This window comes from Pseudomonas sp. Ma2-10 (genome assembly GCF_054330215.1).
The window spans coordinates 1-14597 of record NZ_JBTEYL010000026.1 but is presented as its reverse complement, the minus strand read 5'-3'; the positions used below and the strand labels follow the sequence as shown (position 1 = coordinate 14597).

Annotated in this window: 14 protein-coding genes and 2 pseudogenes; 14 read left to right on the top strand and 2 right to left on the bottom strand. The window is 57.3% G+C overall.

What is annotated here, in order from left to right; translation table 11 throughout:
* The 8 genes and pseudogenes from ACXPVS_RS23120 to ACXPVS_RS23085 all read left to right on the top strand — a co-directional run.
* A pseudogene (locus tag ACXPVS_RS23120) lies at positions 1 to 165 on the top strand (rubredoxin); the annotation flags it as partial.
* Entirely contained in the window at positions 154 to 1407 is a 1254-nt protein-coding gene (locus ACXPVS_RS23115) for an FAD-dependent oxidoreductase (RefSeq protein WP_458512003.1), read from the top strand. The pseudogene ACXPVS_RS23120 and the gene ACXPVS_RS23115, both read left to right, overlap by 12 nt.
* A 10-nt stretch (positions 1408 to 1417) precedes the next feature.
* On the top strand, positions 1418 to 2746 hold the full coding sequence (locus ACXPVS_RS23110) for an NAD(P)/FAD-dependent oxidoreductase (protein ID WP_458511959.1): 1329 nt from the start codon (positions 1418 to 1420) through the stop codon (positions 2744 to 2746).
* Complete coding sequence (locus tag ACXPVS_RS23105; RefSeq protein WP_348127006.1) at positions 2743 to 3114, top strand: ethanolamine utilization protein EutQ; 372 nt, start codon at positions 2743 to 2745, stop codon at positions 3112 to 3114. The genes ACXPVS_RS23110 and ACXPVS_RS23105 overlap by 4 nt, the downstream gene beginning before the upstream one ends.
* A 100-nt stretch (positions 3115 to 3214) precedes the next feature.
* Positions 3215 to 4516: an MFS transporter gene (locus ACXPVS_RS23100; protein ID WP_458511958.1), complete on the top strand. Its 1302-nt coding sequence runs from the start codon at positions 3215 to 3217 to the stop codon at positions 4514 to 4516.
* 51 nt (positions 4517 to 4567) lie between these two features.
* Positions 4568 to 5815 carry a M24 family metallopeptidase gene (locus ACXPVS_RS23095; RefSeq protein ID WP_458511957.1) on the top strand — a complete coding sequence of 416 codons (1248 nt, stop codon included), beginning with the start codon at positions 4568 to 4570 and terminating at the stop codon, positions 5813 to 5815.
* A 229-nt stretch (positions 5816 to 6044) separates the two neighbouring features.
* On the top strand, positions 6045 to 7601 hold the full coding sequence (locus ACXPVS_RS23090; RefSeq protein WP_458511956.1) for a BCCT family transporter: 1557 nt from the start codon (positions 6045 to 6047) through the stop codon (positions 7599 to 7601).
* A gap of 89 nt (positions 7602 to 7690) precedes the next feature.
* Entirely contained in the window at positions 7691 to 8254 is a 564-nt protein-coding gene (locus ACXPVS_RS23085; RefSeq protein WP_458511955.1) for a hypothetical protein, read from the top strand.
* Between the two features lie 28 nt (positions 8255 to 8282).
* Here the strand turns inward: ACXPVS_RS23085 and ACXPVS_RS23080 are convergent, their stop codons facing one another.
* Positions 8283 to 9179 (bottom strand): LysR substrate-binding domain-containing protein, encoded by an 897-nt coding sequence (locus ACXPVS_RS23080; protein ID WP_458511954.1) that lies wholly within the window; start codon positions 9177 to 9179, stop codon positions 8283 to 8285.
* A gap of 156 nt (positions 9180 to 9335) precedes the next feature.
* Between ACXPVS_RS23080 and ACXPVS_RS23075 the strand changes: the two genes are divergently transcribed.
* The 6 genes from ACXPVS_RS23075 to ACXPVS_RS23050 all read left to right on the top strand — a co-directional run bounded on the left by ACXPVS_RS23075 (position 9336) and on the right by ACXPVS_RS23050 (position 13682).
* On the top strand, positions 9336 to 10460 hold the full coding sequence (locus tag ACXPVS_RS23075; protein ID WP_458511953.1) for an NAD(P)/FAD-dependent oxidoreductase: 1125 nt from the start codon (positions 9336 to 9338) through the stop codon (positions 10458 to 10460).
* Positions 10450 to 10791 carry a (2Fe-2S)-binding protein gene (locus tag ACXPVS_RS23070; protein WP_458511952.1) on the top strand — a complete coding sequence of 114 codons (342 nt, stop codon included), beginning with the start codon at positions 10450 to 10452 and terminating at the stop codon, positions 10789 to 10791. The genes ACXPVS_RS23075 and ACXPVS_RS23070 overlap by 11 nt, the downstream gene beginning before the upstream one ends.
* The gene (locus ACXPVS_RS23065) at positions 10781 to 12187 is read left to right on the top strand and encodes an FAD-dependent oxidoreductase (RefSeq protein ID WP_458511951.1); all 1407 of its coding nucleotides are present in this window, start codon (positions 10781 to 10783) and stop codon (positions 12185 to 12187) included. Before ACXPVS_RS23070 ends, ACXPVS_RS23065 begins: the two co-directional genes overlap by 11 nt.
* Positions 12184 to 12552, top strand: a complete 369-nt coding sequence (locus tag ACXPVS_RS23060) for a RidA family protein (protein ID WP_458511950.1) — start codon at positions 12184 to 12186, stop codon at positions 12550 to 12552. The genes ACXPVS_RS23065 and ACXPVS_RS23060 overlap by 4 nt, the downstream gene beginning before the upstream one ends.
* Positions 12553 to 12615: 63 nt before the next feature.
* Entirely contained in the window at positions 12616 to 13440 is an 825-nt protein-coding gene (locus ACXPVS_RS23055; protein ID WP_458511949.1) for a transporter substrate-binding domain-containing protein, read from the top strand.
* Positions 13441 to 13457: 17 nt separating this feature from the next.
* Positions 13458 to 13682: a hypothetical protein gene (locus tag ACXPVS_RS23050; protein WP_458512004.1), complete on the top strand. Its 225-nt coding sequence runs from the start codon at positions 13458 to 13460 to the stop codon at positions 13680 to 13682.
* Here the strand turns inward: ACXPVS_RS23050 and ACXPVS_RS23045 are convergent.
* Positions 13672 to 13866: pseudogene (locus tag ACXPVS_RS23045) on the bottom strand (AAA family ATPase); the annotation flags it as partial. The gene ACXPVS_RS23050 and the pseudogene ACXPVS_RS23045 sit on opposite strands and share 11 nt — an antisense overlap.
* Between the last annotated feature and the right edge of the window lie 731 nt (positions 13867 to 14597).

The window sequence follows — 14597 nt, the reverse complement described above, 5'->3', positions numbered from 1 at the left end:
ATGTTCAAGACTTGGCTTTGTGTGGTCTGCGGGCTGATCTACGACGAGGCCCTCGGCTGGCCGCAGGACGGCATCATCGCCGGCACGCGTTGGGAAGAAGTGCCAGAAGACTGGAAATGCCCCGAGTGTGGCGTCGGCAAGGGCGATTTCGAGATGCTGGATATCAGTGAATCGGTAGTGGCGACCGCCGCAGTCAGTGCGCCGGTTGCGCCTGCGGTGCAGCTGCAACCGCCGCCAACGGCCACACTGCCTCGCCAGCCGATCGTCATTATCGGCAGTGGCTATGCCGGTTATGGCCTGGCCCAGGCGTTACGCAAGGCCGACCCGAAGGTCGAGATCCGCGTGCTGACTCAAGAGTCTGGCCACCTGTATTCCAAGCCGACGCTGTCCATTGGCCTGGCACAGGGCAAGAGTGCGGAAGCATTGGCGGGTGAGGCGCCGCTGGCGATCGAAAAACGCTTGAATATCCGAGTCTATCCGCACTGTACGGTGACGCGTATCGACAGCGCGAGGCAACGCCTGCACACCAATTTCGGCGAAATGGAGTACGGCCAGTTGGTACTGGCCAGTGGTGCGCAGCCCATCCGACTGCCGATCGAGGGTGAGACTGCGGCGTTACTCAGTGTCAACAACCTGCACGATTACCAGCGCTTGCGTGAGCGCCTGGTAGGCGTGCGGCGAGTGGCAATCCTGGGTGACGGCCTGATCGGCTGCGAGTTTGCCAACGACTTGGCCAGCAGTGGCTTTGCCGTCAGCGTAATCGGTCTCGGCCATTGGCCGATGGAGCGTCTGCTGCCGGTGGAGGCGGGGCGGAAGCTGCAGCTTGCCTTGAGCGAGTTGGGGGTGAGTTGGCATCTGGAGAACACCCTGCAACGCATTGAATCGGCTGAAGACGGCTATCGCCTGAGCCTGGCCGATGGCCAAAGTCTGGAAGCCGACCTGGTGTTGTCCGCCGTGGGTCTGCGTCCCAACCTGAGCCTGGCCGAGACCGCCGGGGTCGCCGTTGGCCGCGGCATTCAAGTGGACGCCCAACTGCAGACTTCGCAACCGGGGATTTATGCCCTGGGCGACTGCATCGAAATCGACGGCCAATTGCTCCCGTACCTGGCGCCCATCAACCAGGGTATTCAGGCACTGTGCAAGACCTTGCTTGGCCAGCCTACCAACGTCAGCTATCCATTGATGCCAGTCACCGTGAAGACCCCGGCGGCGCCACTGTGTCTGCTGCCACCCACCGTCGGCGTTGCCGGGGAGTGGCGTTGCACGCCGACTGCCGATGGCCTCAGTGCCAGTTATTACGACATCGAGGGGGCACTCTGCGGCTTCGTCCTGCTCGGTCGCCAAGCACAATTGCAGCGCAATACATTGCTGCAGTCCTGTCAGAACGCTCAGCGGGCCGTGGCCTGAGGGCAGCACCATGAAAAATACAATCAACCTTCCCCATGACGATGCCAGCTGTGGCTGGTATGCCGCCTTGCCCGAGCAGCCACCCTGCAAGCGCTTGCAGGGTGAACAGCGCGCCGACTACACGGTGATCGGCGCCGGCTTCGCTGGCCTGGCCGCGGCCCGCCGGTTGGCCGAGCTCTGTCCAGAGGCCAGAATCCTGCTGGTCGATGCCCAGCGCGTCGCTTATGGTGCCTCTGGACGCAACTCGGGTTTTGTCATCGACCTGCCACACAAATTCGCCCTGGAACATCCGGATCCCGCGCACAAACAGCGTTTGCTCGCGCTCAATCGCGGCGCCATCGCCCAGTTACAGGGATTGATTCAAACCCATGGAATCGATTGCCAATGGTCCCATGCCGGCAAGTATCAAGGCGCGGTAGGTCCTCGCGGCCTGGCTTATCTGGATCATTTCGAACACTTGTTGAGCGACCTCGGTGAGCCGTTCCGTCGGGTCGAGCGTGCCGAGTTGGCTCAGGTGGTGGGCACCCGCCATTACAGTGGCGCGATCTACACCCCTGGTTGCTACTTGATGCAGCCGGCAGCGCTGGTCAATGGCCTGGGCCGCTCACTGCCGAGTAATGTCGAACTGCTTGAGGAATCACCGATCCAGCGCCTTGAACGTGATGGCCAGGGCGGCTGGATTCTGCACGGCAATCAGGGGCGGATTCGCACTGCGCAGCTGTTGCTTGGCACCAGCATCTTCACTCAAGAGTTCGGTTTTCTGCGTAATCGTCTGTTGCCGGTGATGACCTTCGCCAGTTGGACTCGCCCTCTGACCGATGCCGAGTTGGCGGCCTATGGCGGTCAACTCGATTGGGGGCTGACCCCGGCAGACCACGCCGGTACCACGGTACGCATGACTCAGGACCGCCGCTTGATCATCCGCAATACCTACAAGCATGTTCCCAAATACGGCCAAAGTACCAACGATGCCATGCGCGAGAGTGTGCGCAAGGATCACCGAAAAGCGTTCCAGGCGCGTTTTCCGCAGCTCGCTGAAGTGCCTTTCAGTCATACCTGGGGCGGCGTTTACGCCATCTCGCGTAACTTCACCAACTTCTTTGGCGAACTGGAGAAAGGTGTCTACGCCTCGGCATGCGACAACGGTGTCGGCGCGGCCTGGGGCACCATCTCAGGTACCTTGCTCGCGGACCTCGCCGTGGGTGCCGATTCGGCGCAACTGCGCGACATTCAGGCCGTGACGGGCATGCCGTCACTCAATCCTCCGGAACCCTTCCTCGGCCTCGGCGTGCGTTCGCGTATCCGCCTGGCGGCCTGGAACAGTCGGAGTGAGCTATGAGCAAGGTCGTTACTGGAAAAGGCCCAGTGCTGCGGGTCGATCATCATGATCTGGATTTCACGCTGCGTGGTGGCCCACCCGGGGCCGCTTATGTCGCTCGTGCAATCAGCAATGAAGTGTCGCCGAATATCGGTATCGGCTTTGCCCGCTGGGAGGGCGCGCAAGTCGCGTGGACCCTGCTGTATGACGAGGTGATCTTCGTCATCGAAGGCTGCTTCGAATTGCAGGCCAACGGTGAGGTGTACCGGGTTGAACCGGGACAGTTGCTGTGGATTCCCGAAGGCACCGAACTGGTCTATGGCGGCCATGCGTTGTTCGGGTATGTGGTTCAGCCAGGCGACTGGAAGCAGCGACACGGTTTGGCCTGAGTCGGGAGCGCAGTGCAATGCAGTATGTACAGAGCGATGTCCTGGGGCGGCAACGTTGCAGCTTGCACTCTAACGCACACATCATCGACGAGGTTGCTCAGTGCTTGGACTGACGAAGACGTTTGGCGCCTTATATCTGACCAGTTTGCTGATGCAACTGGGTTCGACGTTGTTGATGACCTATCTGGCGCTGCGCCTGAACGCAGGAGGTGGGGCCGAGACATGGAGCGGCGCATTGATGGCGGCCAATGCCTTGGGCATGGTTCTGGGCGGCAAGGTCGGGCATTACCTGATTGAACGGGTCGGACACATCCGCAGTTACGTCACCTGCGCTGGCGGAATTGCCGCTGCAGTGCTGGCCCATGAGTTCAGTAATGCCTTGCCATTCTGGCTGCTGTTACGAGCGCTGGTTGGGGTGGCCATGATGTGTCAGTTCATGGTGTTGGAAAGTTGGCTCAACGATCAGGCTCAGACCGAACAGCGCGGCAGCGTGCTGGCCCTCTATATGGTTGCCAGCTACGTTGGCATGATGCTTGGCCAACTGGCGCTGAGTCTCAATGGCGACTTGGGGATCCGCGCGCTGCTTGGCGTGGCCATCGCTTTTGCGTTGAGCCTGGTGCCGGTGGCGTTGACCCGCTGCCCGCATCCGACGCCCATCCTTGCGGCGCCTGTCGACATTAAATTGTTCCTGCGTCGAATACCTCAATCGTTAGCGACCCTGGTGGTGTCGGGCATGATGACGGGTGGCTTTTACGGTCTGGCCTCGATCTATGCCAGTCAGCAGGGACTCGATACGGTCGAAATCGGTCAGTTCATGGCCTTGGTGATTGGGGCCGGATTGCTGGCCCAGCTACCCTTGGGCTGGCTTTCGGATCGACTGCCACGTGCCAGCTTGATTCGCGCTGTCGCAGCGCTGTTGATGTTCGTCACGCTGCCGCTGGGGTTTTATCAACACCCTTCGTTCAACACCTTGATGTTGTTCGGTGCGGGGATAGGCTTTTTGCAGTTTTGCCTGTATCCGCTCGGTGTGGCACTGGCCAACGACAATATCGAACCTCAATTGCGCGTTTCATTGGCCAGCGTGTTGTTGGTGGCGTTTGGTGTGGGGGCCGGGGTCGGTCCTCTGCTGGCCGGTTCACTGATGGAGCACTTCGGCGCATCGAGTCTTTATTTCTTCTTCGCTGCCTGCGCTGCGCTGCTTGTCGTGTTCGTAGGCCAAGGCAAGGTCACCGGCGAGCACTTGCAAGACGACGCCCCCCTTCATCACCCGACAACGCCCAATGGACTGGCCAGTTCCAGTCTGGTGGCAGTCGTCGAGTCGGTCGGCATAAACGCCCAGAGCACGCAGTGCGACAGCGCGATCAACGAGACTGAAACATCCACGACGCTGAATCATCCATGAAGCCAAAGGGTGACCGTCCTTTCTCCTATTGCGATTAACGGATTCGAAAGCATGTTCGAAAATAAGAATAAATACCGTACTGGCGATTACTCCACGCAACCCTTGCACAACCCCGTCACGCTGGAAACGCTGCAAGCGGCGCGTGCCTATCGCTTGCAGCGGGTGCGCGATCAATTGCTGGCGCGCGATTGCGCCGCCATCCTGCTCTATGATCCGGTCAATATTCGCTACGCCACTGATACCTCAAACATGCAGGTGTGGACGTTGCACAACTTCGCTCGTTACACCTTGGTGTTCGCCACAGGGCCGGTGATCTTGTGGGAGTTCCACAATTGCGAACACTTGCACGAGGGCATCAGTTTGATCGATGAAGTGCGCGAGGCCGTCAGTTGGAGTTATTTCGGCGCCGGTTCGCGCATATCCGAGAAAGCTGCCATTTGGGCCCGTGAAATTGTCGAGGTGATGCACGAGCACGCGGGTGCCAACGCGCGCCTGGCCGTGGACAAGGCCGACTTTGAAGGGCTTGAGCTGCTTCAGGCTCGGGGGCTGAGGGTGGTCGAGGGGCACAGTCTGATGGAGGAGGCGCGCAAGATTAAATCAGCCGCCGAACTGGAGTTGATGCGCTGGACCATCCAGGTGTGCGAGAAAGGCATTCAGCGCATGCATGATGAACAGCGCCCGGGCATGACCGAGAACCAACTGTGGGCCTGGCTGCACTACGAGAATATCCGCCACGGTGGAGAGTGGATCGAAACCCGCCTGCTGGCCTCCGGGCCTAGAACCAACCCGTGGATGCAGGAGTCCAGCGATCGGGTGATGCAGGAAGGTGAAATCATTTCCTTCGACACGGATCTGATCGGTCCCTATGGCTATTGCGCGGATATATCGCGCGCCTGGACCGTCGGTCACGTTGCTCCTACCGCCGAGCAACGCAAGCTGTATTCGCTGGCCCATGAACATATTCAGCACAACATGGCGCTGTTGCGCCCAGGCCTGAGCCATCACGAGTTCGCTCAACGATCGTGGGACATTCCACAACCCTATCAACACAACCGTTACTGCTGTGTAGTACACGGTGTCGGTTTGGCCGATGAATACCCGGCACTGGCGCATAAAGGCGCTGATTGGAAGAGCAGTGGTTATGAGGGCGTTTTCGAAGAGAATATGGTGATTTGCGTAGAAAGTTATATGGGCGAACGAGGAGGGAAGGAAGGTATAAAACTTGAACAGCAAGTGCTAATTACCCCAAACGGCTGTGAGGTACTTTCCCAATATCCGTGGCAGGAGGACTGGTTGTAAGTCGTTCATCGCGGGTGGTCGCCGTTGTGCGCACAGCCAAAACGGGTACACGAGTACTCATGAGAAATAGTCATTAGTGGCGCAGATAAAATGATTTGTCGTGCACCGCTTCCTGTTTGAACATAAATCCCAATGCGTTGCCGTGCGTTCTGGTCTGGATAACGTTACGCCTGATTAGCGGTTATTCGATGTTGGCTGTAAATACAAAAATAATAGAGAGGCCCTTAGCATGAAAGAGTTAGTTGTCGATGAAGGATCCTGTTCTCGATCGTTCAATACCCGAATATTAGGATTGAATATTCATCGGGTTATTTTTCCTGTTTCATTCTTGATTGTATTGGCGCTGGTTTTAGTTGCATTGCATGACCCGATAACCTTCGGCCAGTCACTGGAGGGGGCCAAAGGCTGGATTCTTAAGAACTGCGACTGGTTCATTATGATTATGGGCAACCTGGCCGTGCTGTTTTGCGCCGGCGTGGCCATTTCACCCTTTGGTAAAATTCGCTTGGGTGGCAAGGACGCGACGCCGGAGTTCAGCACACTGTCCTGGTTTTCGATGCTATTTGCAGCAGGGATGGGTGTTGGGCTGCTGTATTGGGGGGTGGCTGAGCCGGTCGCACAATATACCGCTTGGTGGAAAACGCCACTCAATGTCCTCGCCAACACCCCGCAGGCCGAGCATGCCGCAATGGGTGCGACGATCTTTCACTGGGGCTTTCATCCTTGGGCCATCTACCTGACCAGTGCGTTGGTGGTTGGCTTTTTTGCCTATAACAAAGGCCTCCCATTTGCCCTTAGTTCGGGGCTGCAACCATTGATTGGTAAAGCACATCGAGGGCTGCCAGGGCAGTTGGTGGATGTTTTTACTGTGGTGCTTACGGTGTTCGGCTTGGCCACCTCTCTAGGCCTGGGCGCCATGCAGTCGACTGCCGGCATCTCACAAGTACTGGGTATTCCCAACTCCTTTGGTTTGCAGTTGCTGTTCATCCTGATAGTGACTGGCCTTGCCGGATTTTCTTTATGGCGCGGCATGGATGCTGGCGTCAAGTTGCTAAGCAATATCAATATGTTGCTGGCGTTGGGCTTGTTCATACTGGTAGTGATCGGTATTGGGGTGTCGACCTTTTTTTCCGGTGTGCTGAGCACGACCGTTGATTATGTCGAGTTCTTCCTGCCACTGAGTAACTGGGTCAATCGTCCAGACCAGGATTGGTTCCAAGGATGGACGGTGTTCTATTGGGCGTGGTGGTGCACGTGGGGTCCATTGGTCGGTGTATTCGTTGCACGTGTTTCCCGAGGCCGTACGTTGCGTCATATGGTCGGCGTGGTGATGTTGGTGCCAACCCTGGCGGCTATCGCCTGGTTCACCGCGTTCGGAGGAGGCGCCATCGATCAAGTCATCTCGGGTAGTGGATCCCTCGCGGCCGGTCTGACCGACGTCAATACGGCGATTTTCCAGTTCCTGCAGATGCTTCCGATGCCGCTCATCAGCTCAGGACTGGTGGTCATCCTGCTGGTCATCTTTATGGTGACTTCCATGGACTCGGGGGCCTTAGTAGTCGATAACCTGGCCGCGGGCGGTGACCCGGAAACTTCGCCAGTACAGCGGGTGCTTTGGTTAGTGATGATTGCATTAGTCACCATCACGCTGTTCGTAATCGGTGGCGATACCGCGCTCAAAGGCATTCAGGCCGGCGCAGTGGCCATGGGGTTACCGTTTATGGTGCTCATGCTGTTGCTAATGATCGGCTTCGTTAAAGCGCTGGCCAAAGAGCCTCGCGACTAAGGTTGCTTCAAGGAGAACGGCCTGCCTCTTCGGAGGCAGACCGTTGGCCAATGTGTGGAAGGCAAACCGGCCAAAAGGGGACGTTGAAGATGGGACCGCAACAGGACGACATACAGAATTTTGTCGTGGCGCTTAGGAAACTTGTGCATGAGGTGACGGATGAGGCTGAACTGCTTGTGCAGGTCGGACCTATCGTCCAGCGAATGGTGCAAAAACGTAGTTGGCTAAGTGCCGACATGTATGAGGCCGACTCAGAACTGGGCTATGGCACGACGCTGTTACACGTGGAGCCCGACCAGTCATTATTCGTGGTGGTCGATAGCTGGCTACCCGGGCGTGGCGTACCGCCTCATGACCACGATACTTGGGCGGTGGTGGTGGGTGTCGATGGCACCGAACGTAACCTGTTTTGGCAGCGTTTGGACGATGCGCAACGTCCGGGATACGCCGAGCTGCAGCTAATGGGTGAGCAATGCATCACCGTTGGAGAGGCGCTACTTTTGCCAAGCGGGAGTATTCACAGTGTGATCAATGAAACTGAGCACACAAGCCTTTCGTTTCATGTGTATGGCCGCCATCTGAATTTTACCGAGCGGCGCCAGTTCGACCCGGAAAACAATCTTGAGCGGCCGTTCAAAATAACCCCGCGCTGATGCCGCGTGGTTTCGCGCGTTGCGCCGCTCAGTTGAAGGTCACCTCACGTGCAACAAATCCCCTGACGTGTTCAAGGAAGCTCTCGTGAAACTTCGAGGGCTTTGTCTGTTGCGGTACTAACATACTGAAGTCCATTTCGATGGCGGGTTCGAAAGGGCGAAAAATCACCTTTTCGCCCTTGTGTTCCAGTGCGCTGATGGGGTCGACCAGGGCAGCGCCGGCCCCCAACTCCACGAACGTGCACATTGACATCGAGAGCTGGGTTTCAAGGTTCATCCTGCGCTCCACCCCATACGCGGCAAAGATGGAGTCGATGTGTTGGCGCGAGGCGACCGCGTGCGGATAGGAAATGAAGCACTCCCCCTCAAGGTCCTGTGGGACGATCACCGCCTTGTCGCGTAGTCGGTGATCGAAGGGCAGGGCGCATCGCAGAGATGACCGAATGATCTTCTCACCACGCGGGCTGGGATAAGCGTTGGGTTGAGCAATAAATCCGACATCGCATCGTTCGCCCACAATCGCGTCCACCACTTCTCTGGAAGATTGAACTACCAACGTTATTTGTGCGTGCTCATGCCTTTCGAGAAATGCACTGATGACTCGCGGCAAAAACGACAATCCCAGCGCTGGAGCGCAGGCTACCTGGAGTGAGCCGCGCTTGAGATCAATGATTTCGCGCGCCGTGCGGGCGATACGCTCGACTCCCAGCAAAGACCTTTCTACCTCTTCGTAAAGTACCAGCGCTTCAGGTGTTGGTTGCAGGCGCCCCTTGATCCGCTCAAACAGGGCGAACCCTATGTTCTCCTCAAGTGCTCCGATCAGGCGCGTCGCTGCTGGTTGCGAGATGTGCAGCATCTCGGCGGCACGGGTCACGGTCTGTCCGAGCATCACGGCTCTAAAGGCCTCTAATTGACGAAGGTTCATGGCACATCGACCTATAACAAAAAGACATGGTCGTCGCAAAATAAAGCATTTTTAATCCGTGTTACAGCGTCATAGGATCATTGCTACTTCGACGACGTCTCAGCTTTGCTGGCTATCTCGGTACAGAGTGGTTTGGCAGTTGATCAAGCAGGACCTATGCAAAAAACTGATTTTATAGTCATTGGCGGCGGTCTGGCGGGCATGGCGACCGCCTACGGCCTGTCGCTGCTCGGGCGTCAAGTGATCGTGGTAGACGAAGGTGATACGGCCTTTCGTGCTGCGCGCGGCAACTTTGGATTGCTTTGGGTGCAAGGCAAAGGCCATGGCATGAGCGCCTATACACAGTGGACCCGAGCCTCCGTCAGGCTCTGGCCCCAGTTGGCCGCCATGCTATTGGCTGAAACCGGCGTTGATGTGCATCTGAAGCAACCCGGTGGATTTCAACTGTGCCTGTCTGAGGTGGAGCTGGCCGACGAAGCGCGCCTGTTGCATGAGATTCGGGTCGCACAGGGCGGCGATTATTCGTTTGAAGTCCTGGACCAAACTGCACTGCACAAGCGCTTGCCCGGCATTGGACCTGGAGTGGTCGGTGCCTGTTACTCGCCCATGGATGGCCACGTTAATCCGTTGAAGCTACTTCATGCACTGCATGTCGCGTGCAAGCTACGTGGGGTAAAGGTGCTCAATGGATTGAAGGTAGATGACATTCGGCAAAGCACTGCGGGATTTGAAATCACCGCGGGGTCTGAACGATTGGCGAGCGACCGGCTGGTGTTAGCCGCAGGGCTCGGCAATCGAGCCCTTGGTGCGTTGCTTGGCCAAGATATTCCCCTGGAGCCTAGTCGTGGGCAGATTTTGATCACCGAAAGACTCAAGCCGTTTCTTCAATACCCCACGACGTATGTCCGCCAGACAGATGAGGGAACCGTACAGCTCGGTGACTCAGCCGAGCGGGTGGGCTTCGATGACCGCACCAGCGTGTCGGTGATGTCACAGATTGCCGGTCGCGCAGTGACGTGTTTTCCGCAACTGGAGCATGTCCGGCTGGTCAGGGCTTGGGGATCGTTGCGGGTGCTGAGCCCCGACGGCGCCCCGATTTACGAGGACCTGGCCAATGCGCCTGGCTGCTTTGTGGTGTCGTGCCATAGCGGTGTGACCCTGGCCGCTGCCCATGCACTGACACTGGCACCCTGGATTGCCGGCGTAGAGGTATTGCCGACGGTGTCGGCATTCTCGTTGCAACGCTTCATTCCGTCTAGCGAGGTCGCTCATGCCTGCTGAGAGCCTGTTCCATCCAACAACCCGCGAGCATTCCTGGCACACCATCGAATTTGATGGCCGCACTTTGTCGGTGCCGGAAGGTGTTTCCCTGGCCGCAGCCTTACTTGCCGCAGGTGTCAGAAGTACCCGTACCACGCCGGTGTCGGGACAGCCACGTGCGCCCTATTGCTTGATGGGTGTGTGCTTCGAATGCCTGGTGGAAATTGACGGAGTGCCGAACTGCCAGGCGTGCATGGTCACCGTCCGCGCCGGCATGCGTGTGCGCAGCCAACAGGGTGCTCGCGCATTGGCCGTTACTGCTGAAATGGGGTGTGATCGTTATGAAGCCTGAACTGTTCGATCTTCTCATCGTCGGTGCCGGCCCCGCGGGGATGAGTGCCGCGGTGGAAGCCCGGCAACATGGCCTGACCGTATTGGTCCTGGACGAGCAGCCATCACCCGGTGGGCAAATCTATCGCAACATCCGCAACACTGATGCCTCGCGTCTGGAAGTGCTTGGCGGGGATTACTTGGCCGGCCTGGCGTTGACTGATGCCTTCATCACGTGTGGTGCGCACTCGGTGAGTGGCGCGTCTGTGTGGTGGGTGACCGAAGACAAGCAGGTGCACTACCTCGTTGGCGGTCAGGCCTACGTTGCACAGGCCCAACGACTATTGATTGCCACCGGCGCCTATGAGCGGCCAATGCCCATTCCTGGCTGGACCTTGCCTGGCGTCATGACGGCGGGGGCCGGGCAGATCCTGCTCAAAAGCGCCGCGCTCCTACCGGCATACCCAGTGGTGCTGGCCGGTTGTGGCCCCTTGCTGTACCTGTTGGCCGTCCAGTACCTGCGGGCTGGAATTGAAATCGCCGCGTTGGTCGATACCTCAAGCCACCGTGACGTTTTGCGCAGTTGGCGAAGTATTCCCGGCGCCTTGCGCGGTTGGCGCGACCTGCTCAAGGGGGTGTCGTTGTTAGCCACGTTACGGCGTGCCGGCGTCAAGCATTATCGAGGTGCGCGGGAACTGCGCATCGAGGGGGCGGACCGGGCCAGTGCGCTCAGTTTCTATCATCACAACGTGCAACGGCGCATCGCGTCTGACTTGATCCTGCTCCACCAAGGGGTGGTCCCCAACACCCAGATCAGTTGGGCGCTGCGCCTTGAACATCATTGGAGCCCCGCGCAATTGTGCTGGGTCGCGGGTCGTGATGCCTGGGGTGAAACCAGTCAGCCGGACATTTTTATCGCAGGAGATGGCGGCTCCATCGGCGGCGCACTCGCCGCACGACTCCAGGGCAGGATTGCTGCGCTGCGTGTCGCAGAGCAGTTGCAACGACTCGATGCATGCGCGCTTGAGCACCATGCCGTGCCATTGCAACGAGCGTTAAGTCAACAATTGGCGGCGCGACCACTCATTGATGCGCTGTATCGCCCCCTGCAGGAAACGCGCATCCCCGCCGACGAGGTCACGCTGTGCCGCTGTGAAGAGATCAGTGCCGGCGAGGTGCGCCGTTATGTCGATCTCGGGTGTCTGGGCCCCAACCAGACCAAGGCGTTTGGCCGTTGTGGCATGGGCCCCTGTCAAGGTCGGTTATGCGGCCTGAGCGTGACCGAGGTCATCGCCGAGCGGCGCCAGGTGTCCCCGGACCAGGTGGGTTACTACCACATTCGCCCCCCCATCAAACCCATCACACTCGGCCAGCTGTCTGGCGAGTCCCACCCCCATCTTCCCATGGAGACGGTATGAGCGAGATCGAACGTTTAGACAGCAATCCACGCCTGAGCAGGGTCGTCCTCCACAACGGCGTTGCCTGGCTCAGCGGCATTGTCGCTGCTGATTGCAGCGAAGGCATTGGTGGTCAGACGCGCCAGGTGTTGGCGCAACTGGAGCGACTGCTGGAGCAGGCAGGCAGCAGTCGCACGCGCATCTTGAGTGCACAGCTCTGGATGAAAGACATGGTCGCTGACTTTGACTGCATGAATGAGGTATGGAGCCAGTGGTTTTCTCCCGGCGAGACTCCCGCGCGGGCGACCGCCCAAGTTGTGTTTGACGACGAACAGATTCGCCTGGAACTCATTGTGGTCGCTGCACAGTCGCCAGTGACGGACTAACAGTTAGTAATTCACCGTTATAGCCGGACATCAGTACCGTCACTCAGCATCGACGGCACTCGCATGGCATCACCCATCAAAATAAAAAAGCGAGAGAAAGACATGCACTTTAAATTCAATGTAAAAACCCTCGGGCTTGCCGCGATGATTGCAATGACCGGTGTGGCTCAAGCCAGTGAAAGAATATTGCGTATTGGTGTTGAGGCAGCCTATCCACCCTTCGCGTACAAAACCCCAGACAACCAACTGATGGGTTTTGACTATGACATTGGCCAAGCGTTGTGCGCCAAACTTGATGCGAAGTGCCAATGGGTCGAGATCGAGTTCGACGGCCTTATTCCCTCACTTAAAGTACGCAAGATTGACGCCGCTATTTCCTCGGTTTCAATTACTGAGGAGCGTTTGAAATCCGTTGACTTCACCACTAGTTATTATCGCTTGCCCGCCAAGCTCGTTACGCGCAAGGACAGTGGGATCAATACCCTTCCTGGCGATCTGGCCGGCAAGCGAATTGGCGTACAACGTGCTACGAATTTCGACCGCTATGCGACGTTAACGTTTGAACCCGCTGGCGCACAGATCATTAAATATGGCAGCCAGAATGAAGTATTTCTTGATCTCGCGGCCGGCCGTCTCGACGCCTCCCTCGCAGGATCTGTCGCTATTGAAGAAGGCTTGTTGAAAACCCCTGGCGGGGCGATGTATCACATGCTGGGTGAAAATTTCACTGACGAACACTACTTCGGCACGGGAGCAGGAATTGCCGTGCGTAAAAATGATCCCTTGGCGGGTGAACTGAATAAAGCCTTGGCAGACTTGAAGGCTGATGGGACTTATGATCGTATTCGTAAAAAATACTTCGAATACGATATTTCAGGAAATAACTGAACCTCTCGGAGAGAAACATGCAGCTTGATGAGGTCGAGCAATTCGCACTGAGCCAGCTGTTCAATGCGGGCGACACGCAAGGTGAGGTGGCACAAGCATTTTGTTTGAAGGGTGCAAAGACGACTACTGCTTGCACTTTATCTCCCGGAGCATCCAATCCCCAGACAAAAGGCCGCCCGGGAAATTTCCGGCGGTTGGACTTTTCCTCGAGTTGGATGGCGAAAGTCACCCCGCCTCGCTAACTGGGCGATAGCCACGATCGAAATTCCACACGAATTTCAGAAAGGTCAGGAATGCCCGGTCGAGCTTCTCTTTATAGCCAGATGCGAGATCAGGGCGAGGGCGGTTCATTACGCTGTGCATGATCCCCCGGGTGAAACAGGTGAGCCGCCACGTATCGAGCCAGATGATCAGGTCGGTATTGGGCGGTGGGAGAGGTGGGACGGGCGGTAGAGCAATTGATGGCCAGGGCGGTGCCTGCGGCGAAAGTGTGCGGCAGCTGATTGAGCGCCCCCTAAGAGGATCAACCACTTTCTGCTTGATCCTGTTTCTGGTTATGGGGCTGCGCAAAGCTATCCTAGGGCTTCGGGATTTCCCATCCTTCTATATAGAGGGGGAACGGGCTGTTTTACGGCGGCCAGCAAGCGTTTGATAGAAAAGCTCAATTAAGGGTTGACGGCAGATTCTGGACGTCTATAATTCGCCCCACTTCCAGCGCAGTCGAAACGAAAAACTCCTTGGTAAACAAAGAGTTATGCGGTTTTCGGCAGCGAGTTGCTTCAGGTCATCGAAGCCCAGAAGGAGTTGAAAGAGCGGCGTTGTTTGGCTCTTTTAGCGATTCGGTCTTCTCGGTCGAAAGCGGTGTAAAAGAGGTGTTGACAGCAGCGAGTAACGCTGTAGAATTCGCCTCCCGCTAACGAGAGATCGGAAGCGCAAGTGGTTGAAGTTGCAAAGGAAACTTTGAAAACTTCGAAAAATAACCGCTTGACAGTAACAGGGGCTGCTGTAGAATGCGCGCCTCGGTTGAGACGAAAGATCTTAACCAACCGCTCTTTAATAACTGAATCAAGCAATTCGTGTGGGTGCTTGTGGAGTCAGACTGATAGTCAACAAGATTATCAGCATCACAAGTTACTCCGCGAGAAATCAAAGATGTA